General features: G+C 80.3%; 1 pseudogene. It reads left to right on the forward strand.

The window, feature by feature from the left end:
* A pseudogene (locus N866_RS21855) lies at nucleotides 1-580 on the forward strand (hypothetical protein); the annotation flags it as partial.

Consider the following 580-nt stretch of genomic DNA (forward strand, 5'->3'; position numbering starts at 1 on the left):
GGGGGCCCGCGCCGAGCCGGCCGCGCTCGTGGCGGAGCTGCGCCGGGCCGCCGGCGGGGACACGGCCGTGGCGGGGGACACGCAGCTGCTCCCGGGTGGTCGGGCGACCCAGGTGGTCCCGGTCGGCGGGACCGCCGTCCTGCCCGGTCGGGCGGCGGACACGGAGGCCGACCCGGACCGCACGGCGGTCCTGGACGTGAGCGGACCGGGGAACGCCGACGACGGCACGGTGGTCCTGCCCGCCCGCGGGGCGCAGGGCGACGGGTACGGCCCCGACGGCGACGGCTCCGACGGGTACGGCTCCGACGGCTACGGCGAGGAGCACCCCGACGACGGGTACGACGGTGACGCCGGGTACGACGACGGGACGGACGACGGCGAGGAGCCCCTCACGGAGGAGCCGCCGCCGGTCCGCCGCCGGCCGGTCAGCGTCCTCGCGCTCGCGATCGTGCTCGTCGCGCTCGCGGCCACCCGACCCGTCACGGCCCTGCTGGTCGGCCTCGTCGGCGCGGCGCTGTGCCGGACGGTGGGGGTGGGCGTCCAGGCGCTGTACCGCCGGCGCGCGCGGCGCGGTGCACGG

Source organism: Actinotalea ferrariae CF5-4 (genome assembly GCF_000603945.1).
In the GTDB taxonomy this organism is placed as follows: domain Bacteria; phylum Actinomycetota; class Actinomycetes; order Actinomycetales; family Cellulomonadaceae; genus Actinotalea; species Actinotalea ferrariae.